General features: G+C 34.3%; 16 protein-coding genes. 2 read left to right on the top strand and 14 right to left on the bottom strand.

The genetic code is table 11. The features are described 5' to 3' along the window. Positions 1-23: 23 nt before the first annotated feature. Entirely contained in the window at positions 24-626 is a 603-nt protein-coding gene (gene dhaL, locus AC4BC3_RS01350) for a dihydroxyacetone kinase subunit DhaL (protein ID WP_206909394.1), read from the top strand. A 273-nt stretch (positions 627-899) separates the two neighbouring features. Here the strand turns inward: dhaL and nagE are convergent, their stop codons facing one another. The 5 genes from nagE to AC4BC3_RS01325 form a co-directional block, all read right to left on the bottom strand. Then, on the bottom strand, positions 900-2,867 hold the full coding sequence (nagE, locus tag AC4BC3_RS01345) for an N-acetylglucosamine-specific PTS transporter subunit IIBC (protein WP_490466762.1): 1,968 nt from the start codon (positions 2,865-2,867) through the stop codon (positions 900-902). 19 nt (positions 2,868-2,886) lie between these two features. Continuing rightward, the gene (locus AC4BC3_RS01340; RefSeq protein WP_206909397.1) at positions 2,887-3,726 is read right to left on the bottom strand and encodes a PRD domain-containing protein; all 840 of its coding nucleotides are present in this window, start codon (positions 3,724-3,726) and stop codon (positions 2,887-2,889) included. 256 nt (positions 3,727-3,982) lie between these two features. Beyond that, the gene (locus tag AC4BC3_RS01335) at positions 3,983-5,308 is read right to left on the bottom strand and encodes a family 4 glycosyl hydrolase (RefSeq protein WP_490466761.1); all 1,326 of its coding nucleotides are present in this window, start codon (positions 5,306-5,308) and stop codon (positions 3,983-3,985) included. Positions 5,309-5,329: 21 nt separating this feature from the next. Next, positions 5,330-6,895 (bottom strand): PTS transporter subunit EIIC, encoded by a 1,566-nt coding sequence (locus AC4BC3_RS01330; protein WP_490466760.1) that lies wholly within the window; start codon positions 6,893-6,895, stop codon positions 5,330-5,332. Positions 6,896-6,941: 46 nt separating this feature from the next. Continuing rightward, entirely contained in the window at positions 6,942-7,751 is an 810-nt protein-coding gene (locus AC4BC3_RS01325) for a carbohydrate deacetylase (protein ID WP_490466759.1), read from the bottom strand. 158 nt (positions 7,752-7,909) lie between these two features. Here AC4BC3_RS01325 and AC4BC3_RS01320 point away from each other — a divergent pair, with 158 nt between their 5' ends. Further along, positions 7,910-8,626, top strand: coding sequence for a MurR/RpiR family transcriptional regulator (locus AC4BC3_RS01320; protein WP_206909409.1), 717 nt, complete (start codon positions 7,910-7,912; stop codon positions 8,624-8,626). Between the two features lie 225 nt (positions 8,627-8,851). On the opposite strand, the gene AC4BC3_RS01315 is transcribed toward AC4BC3_RS01320, so the two are convergent. From AC4BC3_RS01315 to AC4BC3_RS01275, 9 genes are all read right to left on the bottom strand, one after another. Beyond that, positions 8,852-10,243 carry a family 16 glycosylhydrolase gene (locus AC4BC3_RS01315; RefSeq protein ID WP_490466758.1) on the bottom strand — a complete coding sequence of 464 codons (1,392 nt, stop codon included), beginning with the start codon at positions 10,241-10,243 and terminating at the stop codon, positions 8,852-8,854. Between the two features lie 230 nt (positions 10,244-10,473). Beyond that, positions 10,474-11,148, bottom strand: coding sequence for a hypothetical protein (locus AC4BC3_RS01310; RefSeq protein ID WP_490466757.1), 675 nt, complete (start codon positions 11,146-11,148; stop codon positions 10,474-10,476). Positions 11,149-11,167: 19 nt separating this feature from the next. Continuing rightward, positions 11,168-11,836, bottom strand: a complete 669-nt coding sequence (locus AC4BC3_RS01305) for a YidC/Oxa1 family membrane protein insertase (protein WP_206909412.1) — start codon at positions 11,834-11,836, stop codon at positions 11,168-11,170. A 1-nt stretch (position 11,837) separates the two neighbouring features. Continuing rightward, positions 11,838-12,719, bottom strand: a complete 882-nt coding sequence (locus tag AC4BC3_RS01300) for an ABC transporter ATP-binding protein (RefSeq protein ID WP_490466756.1) — start codon at positions 12,717-12,719, stop codon at positions 11,838-11,840. Positions 12,720-12,721: 2 nt separating this feature from the next. Further along, positions 12,722-13,393, bottom strand: coding sequence for a hypothetical protein (locus AC4BC3_RS01295; RefSeq protein WP_206909414.1), 672 nt, complete (start codon positions 13,391-13,393; stop codon positions 12,722-12,724). Positions 13,394-13,455: 62 nt separating this feature from the next. After that, entirely contained in the window at positions 13,456-13,662 is a 207-nt protein-coding gene (locus AC4BC3_RS01290; protein ID WP_206909415.1) for a hypothetical protein, read from the bottom strand. A 38-nt stretch (positions 13,663-13,700) separates the two neighbouring features. After that, positions 13,701-13,907: a hypothetical protein gene (locus AC4BC3_RS01285; protein ID WP_430616702.1), complete on the bottom strand. Its 207-nt coding sequence runs from the start codon at positions 13,905-13,907 to the stop codon at positions 13,701-13,703. A 38-nt stretch (positions 13,908-13,945) separates the two neighbouring features. Then, complete coding sequence (locus AC4BC3_RS01280; RefSeq protein ID WP_206909417.1) at positions 13,946-14,152, bottom strand: hypothetical protein; 207 nt, start codon at positions 14,150-14,152, stop codon at positions 13,946-13,948. Between the two features lie 155 nt (positions 14,153-14,307). Next, positions 14,308-15,204 carry a helix-turn-helix domain-containing protein gene (locus AC4BC3_RS01275; protein ID WP_490466755.1) on the bottom strand — a complete coding sequence of 299 codons (897 nt, stop codon included), beginning with the start codon at positions 15,202-15,204 and terminating at the stop codon, positions 14,308-14,310. Positions 15,205-15,501: the final 297 nt, after the last annotated feature.

Below are 15,501 nucleotides of genomic sequence, written 5' to 3'. Positions count from 1 at the left end.
TGATTGACAAAAGGAGAATAACAATGGATTTGACAGTTGAAAAAGTACAAGCATGGTTGAATGATTTTTCTCAAGAAATCGAACAAAACAAACACATGCTTAGTGAATTAGATACACCAATTGGTGATGGCGATCACGGAAATAATATGGCTCGTGGCATGACAGCTTATCAAGAAGCATTTGTTGCACAACAACCAAAAACCATTACTGATACGTTTAAAATCTTAGCTATGTCTTTGATTTCAAAAGTAGGTGGAGCTTCCGGTCCATTATATGGTACGGCATTCATGAATTTTGCTAAAGCAACAAAAGAAGTTACTGCCATTACAAATGAAGAACAGTTAGGTGAACTTATACAAGAAGGGTTGAATGGGATCCAACTACGTGGAAAAGCCAATGTAGATGATAAAACAATGGTTGATGTTTGGGCTCCTGTAGCTGAAATACTCAAAAAAAATCAACTTCTAACTGCAGAAGAAATCACAGCTGCCAAAGAACATACAAAAGATTTGCAAGCCAAAAAAGGACGCGCTTCTTACCTTGGTGAACGTTCGATTGGCCATATTGATCCGGGAGCTGCTTCCAGCGCCATTTTGTTCCAAACTTTATTACCTTATCTTAACTAGAAAGAAGCAACTGATTCCACGCGCAGGACGCGTGGTTTTTTTGTTTCAATCGCTTTAGCGATTGAAACCGACTAAAGTCATTAGAAAGAGGCAAAGACAATCAAATTGATTGCCTTTGCCTCTTAGTATATTCTTTGTATTTTTTATTGTTAGAATAAATAGTTTAACGCTACTACTATTGAATAATATGCCCACTTTTCATAAAAATATGGAAACATTTTTTAGAAAATCATTTCTTTTTGCTCGGAGCTGGTCGTTTGGTGCCAAAACTTATTACTTACTCGTGACTGTCCCAATAATTTCATTCACTTCACCCTCTTGACCAGTTGTTACTGAAAACGTATCGATGCTATCTGGATTTGTGAAGACAACGATCATGTCAGCTTCTTTACCGTTTGCCTTCAAACTTGCTAGATCGACTTTTGCAAGCATTTGTCCTCGCCCGACTTGTTGACCTTCTTTAACAAAGACAGTGAATGGTTCACCATTTAATTGAACGGTATCGATTCCCATATGAACTAATACTTCAATCCCAGAGTCAGTTACTAAACCAATTGCATGTTTAGTAGGAAAAACACTTGTAACTTTCCCAGCAACCGGTGCAAAAATTTCACCTGATTCAGGAATTACCGCAAAGCCGTCTCCCATCATTTTTTGTGAAAATACTTCATCACCGACTTCAGTGATTGGAATCACTTTCCCAGTAGCTACAGCATATACATCTTGTGTTTGTGGCCCTTCAGGTTTGCTGATCTCTTCCGTAACTACTACTGTTCCTGCTGATTGATTGACAGGACTTCCATGTAATTTACTTATTTCATCAGCAACAAATTGCACTTCTGTCCCAACAATAACTTGGATATTCTGATCATCAATTACTTTCACTCCTGGAACACCAGTTGCTTTAATTTTTGATTGATCAACTTGCTTTGTATCTTTCACTTGTAAACGAAGACGTGTTGTACAATTATCGATTGATGTTACATTGCTTGCACCACCAAGAGCAGCGTAAATATTATCTGCCAAAGCAGAAAACTTATCGTTACCAGTTGCTAAATCAGGTGTTTCTTCACCTGTACCTTCTTCACGTCCTGGTGTCATCAAGTTGAACTTTTTGATAACAAACATAAAAGTAACATAGTAAACAACAGCCATCACCAAGCCGAGTAGGATCAACATATATGGTTTATTCGCAATTGGTACACGTAAACTCAAGAAGAAATCAATAAAACCTGCACTAAAATTGAATCCTGCTGTCCAATGGAAAAGTGCTGCTACAAACATTGAAATACCTGTTAAAGCGGCATGAACAACATACAATGGCCAAGCAACAAACATAAATGAAAATTCTAATGGTTCGGTCACACCTGTAAAGAATGAAGCAAATGCAGCTGCTAACATCAATGATGCTGTTTGTTTTTTCTTCTCTGGACGAGCACATTGATAGATTGCTAACGCCCCTGCTGGTAAACCAAACATCATTACGGGGAAGAATCCAGCTTGATACATTCCAGTAATACCTTTTGTTCCTTCACTTGCCCAGAATTTACCAATATCATCAATTCCTGCAAGGTTGAACCAGAACACATTGTTCAACGCATGATGCAAGCCTGTTGGGATCAACAAACGGTTAAAGAAGCCATATAATCCAGCACCCACTGCGCCCATTCCAGAAATCAATTCACCAAATGAAACAAGGGTATTGTAAACTGGCGGCCAAATAAAAATCAATAATGCTGAAATCAAAGTCATCACACCAGCAGTTACAATTGGAACCGCGCGCTTTCCACTAAAGAAAGATAATGCCATTGGTAATTTTACTTTACTAAAACGATTGTACATTGCTGCTGCAACTAGCCCAGCTAAAATCCCAATAAAAACATTTTTATTATTGATTGCGCCAAACGCAACGTTTACTTGCTCAACATCAACCTTTGTGAACAATGCAACTGATGCACTACTTACTAAAGTCATCGGTGTCAAGAAAGCAACTAAACCTGCTAAAGCAGAAGAACCATCTTTATCTTTCGACATTCCTAATGCTAACCCGACTGCAAATAATAATCCTAAATTATCTAAAATTGTACTACCAGCTTTAATTAAAAAAGCCGCCAAAATGTTATTTCCACCCCAACCACTTGGGTCAATCCAATAACCAATCCCCATGAACAAAGCTGCTACAGGTAATGTTGCAACCGGCAACATCAATGAGCGACCCATTCTTTGCATATAAGCTTTCATTTTTTTCTCTCCCTATTTTTTAATCACAAACGGCACTACGTAAGCGTTCGATGTGGATTGCTAAATAACCCATTTCCTCACTCGTAATAGACATTTGATATTGTTTAAGTAATAAAACACGAATTTTTTTCGTCATTTCATAACTTGCTATATATTTTTTCTTGACCATTTTTAAAATATCTTCATCCAAAACAGCGTACTGTTGGTTCTTATAACGTTGTAATAATAATCTCAAATGATTTGCTAAACGCGTATAGCTCAAAGACATCTCTTGTGTGTGCAAATCCACCTCAAGTTCTGCCTCGATCAAACGAATCACATCTGAAATAATCGTCACTTCTCGAATGCTTCGATGATTATTCAATTGATTTCTACGACTTGAATGGATATGAATGGCGATATACCCTGCTTGATCATAGGTGAAAGGCACATCTAATGTTTTCGTCAAATGTTCTACAGCCCATTGCGCAATTTGAAATTCTTCGTCATATAAAACTTCGATTTCTCGTAACAATTTGTTGCGAATTACGATACCATTTTTCATATTTTCGGCAGCAAATGCGATATGATCTGTTAATGCAATCAAAATATGTTCATTCAACGGCTCCATCAAAACCGTTTCTGCATGTTGAATGATTTCTTCAGCTGCAAATAAATATTTTTCATCGATTTGATTCAATAAGTTTTGCAATCGAAGTTGTCCTTCTGGTTCCATGACAAAAAGGCGCTCGATATCCTTCATAAAAATAAGGTCATTTCTTTTTTTATCAAAGCTGATTCCTTTTCCAATTGCAACTTTTTCTTGTCCGTCATCGTCTACCAACACGGCATTCTGATTAAAGATTTTTTTAATTTTCATAATGAGTTCCTTTTCTGCAGAAATAGGTTTTTGATTTCTCAACTAATAATCATTTTCCAGAAATTTTTTGGCCTAAAAAATTTCTAGACAAAAGAAAAGCATGGAAAAATCACCTGGAAAATTCCTCTCCCACGTCATCTTTCCATGCCTAGTATGATCTAGTCACATGAAATCAATATTGTTAACAACTAAATTGTATAGACCAAACAGTGTTTTGTCAACCGCTTTCTTTATTTTTTGGTTGGCGACTGTTGAGTTAACTTAACTCTGGCCAGAATTCTTTGTTTGCTTTGTGAAGTTCATCTAAAACTTTTTTACCCACCGTATAGTTAGGGATTGTTTTGTTTAACATAACTGCTTCTAATGCGGTTTGATAAGAACCTGACAAAGCTGCATCGACTGTCATTTTTTCGTAAGCTTTCTGCATCTCCATCAGTCCTTTTTGGAAAGTTGGTATGTGTCCGATGGTAATTGTTTCTGCCCCCATGCTTCCAACATATGCCGGAACTTCGATCACTGCTTCTGGATCAAAATTTGCGATTGATCCCTGGTTTTTTTTATTGACTGTAAAGCGTTCGCGCGTGTTATGGATAATAGCATACGCAATATCCACAATATAATTTCCATGAACACCTGCGTGCAAGCTTGAATCTTTGGCGCTGCCATTAGCAATCACACGACGACATTCTTCATAAATTCGTTTTTCACGACCTTGCATCACATAATCGCCACGAGTAAATGAGGGATCATCATGTGCAATCATTTCATCTGGTGTTAAATAATACTGCAAGTAACAATTTGGGAAATATTCCGGGAACCGTTTGAATAAGCTAATCATCTGGCGATAGGTATCAATCCAATACTGATCTTCTTTCGTTTCATCATTTGATTGTAATAGTGTATCAGTTTTACCAGAAAGAACGTCTTCTCTTAAGATTGGTAAAAGGTCGGTTCCTTTCTCATCAATGATATTCGTCCACCATCCAAAGTGGTTCATTCCAAAATACTTAAATGTTAAGTCACGTAAATCTTTGTTGAAATACTTGGCTATCGCGCCTTCAATCGAAATCGGCATATCACAAATACACAATACATTTGCATCAGGAAATTCTCGATAGATCGCTTCAGAAAGAATAGCTTCTGGATTTGTGTAATTGAGAATCCAAGCTTTTGGACAAATTTCTTTTACCTTTCGAATAATTTCTAACACTGCTGGAATCACACGCATGGCAAATGAAAATCCACCTAGTCCACAAGTTTCTTGCCCAACGACACCATTGTTAAGACAAATTTTTTCATCAATTGCACGTTGCTTATTCAAGCCTGGTCTAATTTGCATAAATAAGAAATCAGCATTCACTAACGCTTCATCAATATTTGTTGTATAACTAACTATCACTTTTGAACCTAATTCCTGATAGTACATTTTCGTATATTGACCAAGTAGTGAAACTCTTTCTTCATCAATATCATATAAAACTAATTCACTTAGATTCAATTCTTCCGCACGTTTTCGTAAAACCTCTAAAATTCCTGGTGATTGTGTTGAACCTCCACCAATCATTACAAATTTATTTCCCACTGTTTTTTTCCTCCATTTATTTTAATTATTAATTTCTTTTAGATGCGTCACATACGCTTCTACTTTTTCACGTTCTTCTTCAACACCCATCCCAATAATGATCTGGATATGCTTTCCTTTATCTACAATACCTGACGCCTTCACTTTTTGTTTCAGTAAATCGATGTCAACTTTTTGTTCATCTTTTACATCCACTCGTAGACGCGTATAGCAGTTAACAATACTTTCAATATTTTCCGCACCACCTAAACCAGCAACAATTATCTGTGTTTGTGGCTCAAATTCACTATCGAGACCTGTTGTAACAACTGTTTCATCAAGTCCTGCAAGCTGAGTTTCACTTTTCTCGCGTCCTAAAGTCGGAATATCTAAACGAATAATCAATTGCTTAAATACGATATATTCCAAGACTGCCGTTGCAAGAAACATAATAGGGATCAAATATTGATGCCCGAGACGACTCGGAAATGCAAAGCTGTTGATAATCATGTTGATACCTGTATCAAATTGAATATTGATGCCCACTAAATTAGTGAAGAATAAGCTTAGTCCGTAAACAACTGAATGTGCTAACCACAAAACAGGCGACAAGAATAAAAATAAAAATTCTAATGGTTCAGTCACACCCGCCAAAAATGCCGTTGTAACCATTGGAATCAAAATGGCCGCAACTTTTTTACGATTCTCGATTCTGGCTGTTTTCCAAATAGCAAAAGCAATCCCGATAGGCAACGAAATCGACCCAAAATTAGATAGATAACCAATAGAGGGATGCATTGACGTGATTTGACTAGCATTTCCCAATTCTGCCAACCAAATATTGTAAGCTCCTTCATACACTTGACCCGCAATTTCAGCGCTGCCCCCTAATGGTGTATAAAAAATCGGCATCCATAAGAAATGATGCAAGCCAAGTGGCAGCAATAAACGATTTAAGAAACCATAGAAGAAAAATCCGGCTGAGCCAGCAGTTGTCGTTGCCTTAACTAGGCTTTCAACGCCAAAATTGATTATTGGCCAAACATAAGTGATTCCCATTGCAAACAAAATCGTAACAAATACAATCAATAAGTAAGCAGATTTTGTCCCAGAATAAGGCGAAAGATACCGGTGCAATTTAACCTCACCAAATCGATTAACCATCCAACCAACCATAACTCCTAATGAGATTCCTAAAAAGACTCCCATGTCCGTAACTTGAATCCCGAAAACCATTCCTTGACCAGTCCCATAAAGACCTTGCTCACCTGCGATTGCTAAGCGATCGGTTATTGTTAACCATGAATTGTTTGCGTATAAAAAAATCAAGTAAGTAATAATTCCTAAAATGGCGGCATCCGTTTTGAACTTTGGCTTTGCCAAAGCTGCAGCAATTCCCACACAAAAAATCGCACTTAGCTGGCCAATCATACCTGAAGACAAAATATTAAATACAAAATTCCCGACATCTTTGGTAAAAGTTGGCATCATCTCAAGTTTTAAGATCGCACAGACAGACAAAATAATTCCTGTAACAGCCATGAACATCACTGGTTGGATAATTGCCTTAGAAAAGACACTAGCCGATTTCATAACTTTCTCTTTCATTCTATTTCTCCTTTTTTAATTTGGCTTTATGCAACTAAACTACGTGCTAATTGACAATCAAGTGATCTGTCGAGACCTCTTGATAATTACACAGTGTGATCTCTTGCTCATCCAATAGATTTTTTAATTGTTCAGCACACAAAATAGCAACTTCTTTGGTTCGTTGAAGATGAAAACTTGAGCCAAAGTATAACGACTCATCAACAAATGCCGGGTGAACCATCAATTCAGTTACCGCATCATCCTCTACCTGCTCCAATACTGATTGGATTTCAACTAAACAAGCAGTCATATTTTCAGCAAACGGTTGCTTCAGATCACGAATCGAAGGATAATTCATCAAGTCGAGAAATCCACTGATATTTTTTTGATAAGGTAACTTGATTTGTTTTTCCAAATCAAATGCATTTCGAAAGCATAGCTGATATTTCTCAGCAATTTTTTTCGTAATCGCTAAATTTTCTGGGAATGTGTGCACATGATGATGGCTATCTAAATGAGTTAATTTCAACCCGTTTTCCAACAAGTAATCGATTTGACTTGACCATTCATGGAAAATCTCTTCCTCTTTCATAAGTGAACGATTTTTTTTATAATCCTCCAAATGATAAAATTGTCCTTCTTCATTTGTTAATGAGGTTGCAAGTGTCAATGGTTGGCCACAAGTCAACACAAGATGCCCACCTACGCCAAGTCCCTGATTCGCTTTTGCAAGCCGGATTGCTTCCTCTCTTCCTGGCATGTTCGCCATCAGAGTAGTCGAAGTTAGTGCTCCATCTCGATACGCTTTGATAATGCCTGCGTTGACAGCTGCAGAATAACCAAAATCATCTGCATTGATAATTACTTTTTTCATACTTATCCTTCTTTCATCAAAGAAAATAGATTCATACAATTGTATTTGCTTTCTTTATAGCCATAGTATAGTATCTTAATAAAGCGCATACAATGCTTATTTAACAGGTTGATTTCGTTTTCACACACTGAAAATATTTTCAAGAGAGGGACTATTCAATGACCAAAATTTATTATCTTAATCGTTTATTTCCAAACAATTCATTTCATTCGGACGATGAACGAATGATTGAAAAAATTGTCGAAGCAATCCATAGTAATGAAGACTTAGATATTCGCAACATTGCCAAGATCAATTACACCTCTCCTTCCTCAATCAGTCGTCTAGCTAAACGAGCAGGATTTAATAATTTCAAAGAACTTATTTTTTTTCTTTCCAATAAGTTTTCTGCCTCTTCAGTCAATCAAATCGAAGAACTTTCTTTTGTGACAACTAATCATGGGTGGGAAAAAATTGATTGTTACTTCAATGAAGCTTTTTCTGAGAGAAAGATTTATCTATTTGGCGAGGGATTTTGCCAGTTTCTCGTTGATTATACTTACCGAAAATTATTACTAAAAAAAATTTATGCAATCGACTTAGAGGGAGTGGAAATTAGCCTTGTTACTGACGAAACCCCACACACCTTGATTACTTTTTCTCAATCTGGTGAAAATCAAAATGGTTTGATCAAAATGAAAGAGTGCAAAAATTACGGTGGACACGTCATCACGATCACGGCTAACGAAAATAGTAGCTATGCTAAAAAAGGAGATCTCTCGTTTCTGGTCGAAAGTGGTACTGCTGACTCTGGACCAGAAAATCAACAACTTAATTATTTTTTCGGTAATGCTTTAAATTTGATTGAGTATCTGATTGCCCGTTATGCCAATTGATAACATTCTAAATTCTCTACTGTTTCTTGTTATTGGATCAACACATCGAATTTTACCAATCAATGATGCAAAAAAGGACGTTAATCTTGTACTGACCGCCAAAATGTTAGATTTTTAGTCTATCTTTTTGGAGTGGTACATCTCTTTACGTCCTTTTTCGTATATCCTTTTTATTTTGCCATTCTTTCAAATTTCATAGCAAAAGCAGAATTTATTTTTGCATTTTTAGTCAATCATTTGCCATTGGCTTCTCCAAGCACCAGCGTGAATAGGGCTACATTCAAGATAACCTAGATTATTTTCTATATGGATTACTTGCGTCGGTTTCCAACGATTCACGAACCGAGTGTAATTACCAACTGTTTCTTTTTTCCACTGTGCGCTGTAATACGTTTCTGGCACTACACCGTGTTCGACATATCCTTTTTGATGCTCATTGTGTAGCAACTCATTTGTCTTTGTATTTTTAATCAGAAAATACTCACCTTTAGGAATTATTTGCCATCTTTCAAGATTTTCATTTGTCGTTGACAGAATCACCTTGTCTGATTCAGCAGCTAAACTAAGAAATTCGCCTGTCTCACGATTTTTGATTCCTTGATTTGGTATATCATAGCCAGCATCTTTTTTATAAACCCGTACATAATCAATTGCCCATTCTTTAGGATAAACCTCATTGTGTTTTCCTGATCCTGCGTCTGTGTATATATTTAAAATCATCCCCATTGGATAATCGGGTGCTTGATTAATTGTCCTGAATAATTGACCATCAAAGTAAAATTTAAGTGAACCAGGTTCCCATTCCATACCATAAGTATGGAATTCATTCGTTAAGCTATCTATTCCAACTTCTCCTGGAACCACAGCTTCTGTGCCGCCAATTGTTGCTGTTGTACTATCTGTCCACGATCTTGAAAAGAACGGGTCATTCCAACCATATGTGCATACTTGCCATAAACCTTTCTGGCGATTGGCTTCTGTAACGTTCTTTGTTCCAACTGGTCGCTGAACATTTTCACTGTAATCAAAAAAAGTTTCAATGATATCAATTTCGCCTGTTTCTCTTGAATTTTCCCAATCATTCGTATCATTTTGCATACCAACTAACCACCATGCCTGGTGGCCGCCACCACTACTATTTGATAATTTTGCTCGGATTTCAAAATAACCATATGTCGTTGCATACCCACCAGTTTTCTCATCTCCCAGCATTTCATTTTCAGGTGAGATAGGAGACATCAGTTTCTTGCTGCCACTAAAATTATGAATCCAGTTTTTATTAAATGATTGAATTGCACTGGATTTGACACCTGTTGTTCCGTATCCATAATTATCCTTATCTAGTGTTGGCGCCCAAGCTTTTTGATCTGGTTGGATGGACTCAATCAATTTTCCTTCTTCAAAGCGATAATTCGCTTTAGCATCATTCGGATCATCTGCCCAATGTTCCAAATACTTGTCATTCCATTTTGATCGATCTAAAGTTGGTCCATTGAATTCATCGTGAAAATCTAGTGTATATCCGTTTTTTTCTGGAATTTGTTCTTCTGCTCCTACCACTTTTCCTAAACTCAATCCAACACTTGCCACAGCCAGTACACAAACTAACTTTCTCATAAAAGAAACCCCTTTCATTTTTTGTTCAACCAAAGTGTAGCACAGCTTTTTAGTTGACTAGCTTGTGATTTGTTATCATGAATCTATTTTTATATTTTGAAAATAGTTGCAAGTTAAGAAGGAGCGTTTCATTCAACCCAAAATAAAAAATACGATGCCCATAAGCATCGTATTTTTTATTAAACATTTAGTCAAAAATTATAGAAGAACTACATTTTTTCGTTTTTCTACTATAGAATAGCTGAGTGTTCATCGGTATAAATAGTATCATCATTTGTACCAATAATTGGATCATGAATAATATCCCACATCGCACCAGCATATTTCAGTTGCGTAATTACTTGATATCCAGCAGGGGCATCCGCAATAGGTAATTGAGGATACTGTGCTAAAAGTTGACCATAATCAATTGTGATATGTGCATCTACACCACCTGAACCAATCCAAAATGAACTTGGTGCCTTAATAATCAATCGATCAGCATAGATTTCACAGTTCGCAGCAGTGATTTTTTCTTCAGCACCCATCCCTAAAATACCTGTAACTGAGATTTTCCCACTAATTCCTGAAACAAAACTTGGTACAGAAGCAGCATATTTAAATTCTTTAGGTAATTTGATTGTTAAAGCTGCCTCATCACCGTCAACGAAACCAAAATCTTCTGAATGATAATGTAAAGTCAAGCTACCAGTTCCGGGTACACCTTCAATATAAGGAGTCATCATTCCTTCTAGAGTACCTTTGGCAATACCAATAAGCGTTCTGGAATTTGTTGCTACGCGATCATGCGTATTTACTTGATTTTCAGTAGATGATACTACATCTGCAAAAGAGTTAACACTTCCTAAATTAGTTGCTAACAGTGTCGCACCTACTAACATAGTTGTTAAAATTTTTTTGTTCATTCTATTCTCTCCTTAATGTTTATATTATTATTGGGTAAATATTTTTTATATAATATTTATAAGTACTACTAAAAGACGAATAAATATATTTCTCTAATAACATATTTTGTATTAAAAAATTAAAAATACTTGCATACCACCAATAAATGACGATTCCTACGTTGACTTTAAGTGAAAAGCGAAACATGATGATAGAGATAATCGTAGTTATAGCGATACTCAACCATTTTTCTTTTCTTGTACCTATTTTAGTTGCATTCAAGCACCCTACCACTAAAAGTATGACTAAATAAATCATTGGAGCTACTATAGTCGCGTCTGGTTTTGAAACATTAAACCACAAATAAGGATAGTCTTTCATTTTGTGCAGTGCATTTAAAAATGTTGCGATGATTACACCCTCAAAAACTATAGATGCAAAACTAAGCAAAGTACTTCCATTCCTCGAACAAGAATATACAACATTTAACTTCTCTAGATTCTCTAGTTTTGTACTTGTTGATTTCTGATATTGTGCTTGATTTTCTTTTATTATTTTTTTTAATAATTTATTTTTGTACCTGTAAACTCGGGTAGGTATCGTCAATGTTTTGACAAAAAAAGTGGTAATAAATATGGAAACAAGCGGCCCTAAATACTGATTAAGCCATTCTAAAATTGAGAATAAGATCAACATATCATCACTCACTCTAAACAACTAGATTTAAAATATCAGGATTGATTTTGATACTTTTGATTTCAACAGGTAATTCCGAGCTAAATTGCCGCACATATTTCAAAACATCTTTTTTGTAACAAGTAAACTCTATACGATTTTCAGATAAATCAAAATCAAATAAATCTACTTTGTTTTTAGCAAAGTATTCTCCCAATAATTCAATTTTTGTTTGTGGATAAGTTACCGTTACTTGAATAGGTTTCTTACTTTCTTCACTGGTTAGTAAGTTTTCTTCAGAAAAAACTATCTTTCCTTTATTGATCAACAATACTTTATCTGCCAATGACTCAATCAATTGCCAGTCATGGGTAGAAACAATCATACTCACTTTTTTTCGTTTTAATTCCTTAAATAGATTTACAAATTTAAACACTGTCTCTTCATCTACTCCTGAAGTAGGCTCATCTAAAATTAAAAATTTAGGATCAAACAATAATGCTTGAGCTAAACTTAGTTTTTTTTTCATACCAAATGAGTAGTTTTTGATTAAGAGTCTATCCGGAACTTCCAAATTAACACGTTTAAATAAATCTACTATTTCGTTTTTTCTTATTTTTTTCCCTTTGAGAGAAGCCATATATTTCATAAAATGTGGACCAGTAATTTGATTGTACAAAGCATCTGTATCAGGCATATAGCCAATAGAATCATATTTATTCTTTGGTATGTCAATTTCGCCACTAGTAGCATTTGAAACTTGGGCTACTATTTCTAATAATGTAGACTTTCCCGAACCGTTTTTGCCATTGATCATGACGATTTCACCATCAGCTATTTCAAAATTTATATTTTTTAGTAAATGATGCTTTGAAATAGATTTATTTATATTTTTAATTGCTATTTTAGGGTTCAAGATTACACTTCCTTTTTGTTAAATATGATTACAACGAATAATAAAAGAATAAAAGAAAGAATATATGGAATCATAATATAGATGCCACCCTTTAATAGATAAAAATATGGAAATATATACTGGAAGTACTTGACTAACATATTAGATGACTCTGTCACGTAAAGACCTATTGTTGGGAATAGTATCCCTACAAAAAGTCCCATAAAATTGCTAAAATTTTCTTTCTTTATTAGTACAGACAATAGCATAACAATTGAAATAAAATAGGAAACCGCACTACACAGCATCCACAGTATATAAAAACTAAATGTGACCCCTAAAATGCTTAACATACTGATATTTATCAGCATGCACATTGTCCAAAAAAGGAAAATCCCTAAAAATTTACCTACAATAAATTCCTCGCGAGAAACTTTAGATAGTATAAATTTCAATGTTCCATCAGCTATTTCTTTATTTAACACACTGTGAGAAAATATAGAGATCAACAGATAACCTAAAATAAAGAAAATAATACGTAACCCTGCGTAAGCTTTTGGAATACCATCAATTGATAATTGACTAGTCAGCATATTCGATATATTATAATTAAAAAGGGCTATTAAGATTACTAATAGTATCATTTTTATATTAATTGCTAGATTTCTAAATTCCTCTTTTGCTACTGCAAACATATAATTTCTCCTTTATTTTATGAGCGTATGTTTGATCCAACAGAGCAGGGAAGAAGCTAAAATTAAGCTAACCCTAGCAAACTTGCAATTTCATTAAGTACAGAAATTGAACATGTTGTTAATAGTTCAATAACGGCTTCCAATCCTTTTTGCACTGCTTTTCCCATATCAGATCCTACTAATGTGTCGATTAGTGTTCGAAATGGTAATGGTAATGTATTCCAAGAACTCATCAAATAAAGACCAATTTTCGTAATAAATGCTGTCATTTTCTCATCTCCTATAATTTTGATTAGCTATACAGTAATTAAGCTAGTCCTAGTAAATTTGCAATTTGGTTAAGTACAGAAATTGAACATGTTGTTAATAGTTCAATAACGGCTTCCAATCCTTTTTGCACTGCTTTTCCCATATCAGATCCTACTAATGTGTCGATTAGTGTCCGAAATGGTAATGGTAATGTATTCCAAGAACTCATCAAATAAAGACCAATTTTCGTAATAAATGCTGTCATTTTCTCATCTCCTATAATTTTGATTAGCTATACAGTAATTAAGCTAGTCCTAGTAAATTTGCAATTTCATTAAGTACAGAAATTGAACATGTTGTTAATAGTTCAATAACGGCTTCCAATCCTTTTTGCACTGCTTTTCCCATATCAGATCCTACTAATGTGTCGATTAGTGTCCGAAATGGTAATGGCAATGTATTCCAAGAACTCATCAAATAAAGACCAATTTTCGTAATAAATGCTGTCATTTTCTCACCTCCTATGATTTCATTTCTTCCCTGCTCTGTTGAATCAAAGAATACTTTTTATTACTTTTTAAGAATAACCTTTTCTGTTAACATTTGTTTATTTTGTACAAAATAATGACACGCCTGATTTTAGTGAATACTATTCATCAAAAACCTTATGTTTTTTTGATAGTACTGCTTTCTGTTAAAAGCATTCCAATCCTCTCTATGACCGATTTGGTCGTTAACTCCATATATTGTTCATCGAACATAGATAAAATCTCTATGTAATAAGTGATTTCAATTATGTTCGTCTTAGTCTTGTCTCTTCTACGTACATATATTTCTTTTAGAATCCTTTCTATAACTAACTCATAGAAATTTCTACCCGATCTACTATCTCGTTCAATTAATGCTAAACATTCTGGAATAATTTCAAACAACTTATGTTTCAAACAAACGATAACCAAGTTTATAATGTTTTTATTTGATGAATATCTGTAATTTTTATATTTTGTATATTGTTTTAATTTTTTTAAAACATAGTTCTTTTTATGGTTGATATATTCCTTAGGAAAAATAAATAAGATAGTGCAGAACATCTGAAGTTCAAATGCCCCCCAAGTTTCACACTTGTTTAAATAAGCCATTAATTCCACTATATACTTCTCATCTTTTTTTTCTAATTTAGAAAAATCACAATTTTTACTTAATAAATTTTTTGAATAAACGTACATGTACAAATAAAAAATATCTTGACTCTCTAAATACTTTTTTTCTAAAACTTTTATAAAAATTCTTAGTTTGTGTTTGTTTCCTTCGATATTTACTTGTTCAAAATAATTACTTACAGTTTGTTTATCATTTATTCTATTTGAGTTTGTTAGAAACAAGAATTCATTAATATCAACATTTAATCTATCCAAGTAAGAAACAATAACCTCAAATGAGGGTCTGGATATCCCTGCTTCAAAGTTTGCCAAAGTTGTTCTAGATGTTATCCCATCAGTCAACTGTTTTTGTGTGATTCCTCGTTCCAAACGCATAGTTTTCATTAATTCCCCATACTCCAAAAGAACACCTCGCAATCTTAATAAATCGCTAAATAAATCCATTTTAAATAAAAGAACACTTTAAGTTTATAAAAATATCAAAAAACACTTAAAAAAAAACATAATTATATATATATTATTGCATCTTATCCCTCCTCAAATAAAATTATATGTATATATTTCAAAAATAAAAAATATTTCATAAGATAGTATTTTTTTATCTTAAGTGTCATTTTTTCTATTTATAATAAATAAAAAGCTTACTAAATCCGCTTTCAAAGCGTTTTTTATTATTTTTTACGACCATACAATTTGATA

Source organism: Enterococcus sp. AAFC-DPL-6103, assembly GCF_058216595.1.
This window is presented reverse-complemented; position numbering and strand designations above follow the sequence as displayed.